The sequence below is a fragment of the Thermococcus sp. genome, from assembly GCF_027063845.1.
In the GTDB taxonomy this organism is placed as follows: domain Archaea; phylum Methanobacteriota_B; class Thermococci; order Thermococcales; family Thermococcaceae; genus Thermococcus.
Genome location: NZ_JAMOQU010000126.1, coordinates 1 through 2,495, shown reverse-complemented (window position 1 = coordinate 2,495; position 2,495 = coordinate 1). Strand labels below are relative to the sequence as shown.

Here is a 2,495-nt window from a genome sequence, read left to right as displayed (position 1 = left end):
CAGGGAAGGAAATTCTCACGGGAACACTCTTTCTCTTCTCCTCGCTGGCCTGCCAGCTTATCAAATCCCCTTCTTCCACTTCAAGGGACCCGATGAGGCCGACGGGCCCCTCTATGATGTACTTGGCTGGTTTCTTTGGAGAGTAAACGCGCCACTTCTTTGCCCTCCTGAAATCAACCACCCTCTTCGTCGAGTCGAGCCAGATTACGTCGATGTCGCTCAGCATGAAAAGCATGTGGATTGAGGCGTTGAGCCTGCTTTCAACAGGGAGGACGAAAATGAGGGCATAACTTACGTTGCCCACGAGCATTAACCCTCTAAAGCGCTTGAAGAAAGTATCCGCGAGCTCAACGCGCCCATGCCAGACCCTGCCCTTCGTCTCGTTGATTATCATGGCTTAAGCTTGACCCTGCCCCTTAATAAGCCTTGTGAGGCGAAAAACTTTTAAATACAAAAAGTAACTAAAATATGGGGACGAAAAAAAGGAACGGGGGTGATAGGAATGGCCGAGGAGAAGAAGGTCAGGACCCTTGAACAGGTTCAGGACGAGATTAGGAGCTACCTCGGTGAAATCGAGTACCTCAGGAGCCAGGTCGGGGCAATAGACGCCACCATCGCCGACCTCAGGACCGTTGACGCCACCCTCGCCTACATCAAGGACAAGGGTAAAGGCAAGGCAATCTACATCCCGCTCGGAAGTGGGATAGCGATAAAGGGCAAGATTGAAGACCCAAACGATGTCATCATGGACGTTGGAGCTGGAATCCTCGTCGGGGCAACGGTTGACGAGGCCAGGGAGAACATCGAGAAGAGAATCAACGCTCTCATGAACCTCCGCCTGGCCCTGCTGAGGAAGATTGAGGAGGACACGAGGAAGGTCAACGAGCTCCTCAAGGAGCTCCAAGAGATGCAGCCTGAGAAGAAGGAGTGACTTCTCCTCGGCCATTCTTTTTTATTGGGGGTGAGAGCGTGGAGGCGGTGAAGGCTTACGAGCTCGAACTTGAGCTCAGGCAGATAAGGGAGCTCAGGAAGGGGATAGAGCTCAAGATGAAGGAACTCGAGTACGCAGAGGGAATCATAACGGCCACCAAGGCCGAGAGAAAGCTTTACAGGGCCTTCGCGGACCTTCTTGTGGAGATCACAAAGGACGAGGCAATCGAGCACATCGAGAGAATGCGCCTGGCTTACAAGAGGGAACTCGAAAGGCTCAGGGAGAAAGAGAAGGAGATAATGGAGAAGCTCTCAAGGCTCAGCTTCTGAGTTCCTCCGCTATCTCAAAGCCCTTCTTGAGGGCCTTGACGTTTATTTCCTCCGTTCCCCTTGGAACTGCGTCGCGGACGGCCTTCTCTATCGCTTCCCTGCTCACTATCCCTGTCACGCCGACGAGTATGCCGAGGGTTAGGATGTTCATCGTCAGGCTTAATCCGGTTGTCTCTTCGGCTATCTCGGTCAGGGGCAAAGCGATGACGTTGAGCTTCTTCTCAAACTCCTCGTCGCGGTGGGGAACGAGGTCCTTCTCGACTATTACAGTGGCACCTTCCTTCACGGTGTGGAGGTACTTGCTGTATGCCTCTTGCGAGAAGAAGACGGCGTAGTCTGGATGAAGTGTCTTGGGGTAGTCAATCGGCTCGTCGCTTATAACCACTTCAGCCCTGCTCGCACCTCCCCTCGATTCTGGCCCGTAGCTCTGGGTCTGGACCGCGTAGAGGTTCTCATAGACAGCGGCGGCCCTTCCAAGGATAACGCTCGCCAGAATGACACCCTGACCGCCGAACCCGCTGAAGAGAACTTCCTTCCTCATTGCTCCCACCCCATCATCTTCTTGGCCCTCTTTATGTACTCCTGATACTCCCTCACGAGACCTGGCCTGTCCCTGTCAACGAACTCGCCGATTACTATCTTGCCCTCAAGTTCTTCTGGCTTCATCTTCTTGGCCTTCGCGAGCGGGACGGTTATCTTCTGGTACCAGCGGATTAGCTCTGGGGAAGTCTTCATCCTGTTCCTCCTTCCAAAGCTTATCGGACAGGGGCTTAAGAACTCGACGAGAGTGAAGCCTTCTTTGCTGAGGGCCTTCTTTATGCTGTTGATTCCCTGGAGGTAATTGAAGACCGTCCATCTTGCCACGTAGTTCGCCCCCGCAGAGACCGCCAGCTGAGCGATGTCGAAGGGGTTCTCGAACTGGCCGTATGGAGCGGTAGTCCCGCGCAGGCCCTTCAGAGCGGTTGGAGCAACCTGTCCGCCCGTCATTCCGTAGGTGAAGTTGTTGATGAGGATTACCGTCACGTCGAGGTTCCTCCTGATGGCGTGGATGAGGTGGTTCCCGCCTATAGCGGCCGCGTCGCCGTCGCCCATGAAGGCGATTATCTTAAGGTTCGGATTGGCGAGCTTGATTCCCGTGGCGAAAGCAAGGGCCCTTCCGTGGGTCGTGTGTAGGCCGTCAAAGTTGACGAAGCCTGGAACGCGGGAGGAACAGCCTATTCCGCTCACCCAGACTA

The 2,495-nt window shown here is 54.5% G+C and carries 5 protein-coding genes; 2 read left to right on the top strand and 3 right to left on the bottom strand.

Annotated elements, in window-relative coordinates:
* Positions 1-394, bottom strand: a 394-nt coding sequence (locus tag MVO87_RS10340; protein WP_297553081.1) for a DUF192 domain-containing protein, incomplete at its 3' end; no start/stop codon positions are given.
* Positions 395-502: 108 nt separating this feature from the next.
* Between MVO87_RS10340 and pfdA the strand changes: the two genes are divergently transcribed.
* Positions 503-931, top strand: coding sequence for a prefoldin subunit alpha (gene pfdA, locus MVO87_RS10335; protein WP_297514753.1), 429 nt, complete (start codon positions 503-505; stop codon positions 929-931).
* A 38-nt stretch (positions 932-969) separates the two neighbouring features.
* Complete coding sequence (locus MVO87_RS10330) at positions 970-1,260, top strand: prefoldin subunit (RefSeq protein ID WP_297514756.1); 291 nt, start codon at positions 970-972, stop codon at positions 1,258-1,260.
* Here the strand turns inward: MVO87_RS10330 and MVO87_RS10325 are convergent.
* On the bottom strand, positions 1,250-1,801 hold the full coding sequence (locus MVO87_RS10325; protein WP_099211345.1) for a 2-oxoacid:ferredoxin oxidoreductase subunit gamma: 552 nt from the start codon (positions 1,799-1,801) through the stop codon (positions 1,250-1,252). The genes MVO87_RS10330 and MVO87_RS10325 overlap by 11 nt on opposite strands.
* Positions 1,798-2,495, bottom strand: a 698-nt coding sequence (locus MVO87_RS10320) for a thiamine pyrophosphate-dependent enzyme (RefSeq protein WP_297553079.1), incomplete at its 5' end; no start/stop codon positions are given. The genes MVO87_RS10325 and MVO87_RS10320, both read right to left, overlap by 4 nt.

What these genes read in the sequence shown, in the direction of transcription:
- pfdA (WP_297514753.1), top strand. Translation starts at nt 503, where the DNA reads ATGGCCGAGGAGAAGAAGGTCAGGACCCTTGAACAGGTTCAGGACGAG.
- MVO87_RS10325 (WP_099211345.1), bottom strand. Translation starts at nt 1,801, where the DNA reads ATGAGGAAGGAAGTTCTCTTCAGCGGGTTCGGCGGTCAGGGTGTCATT.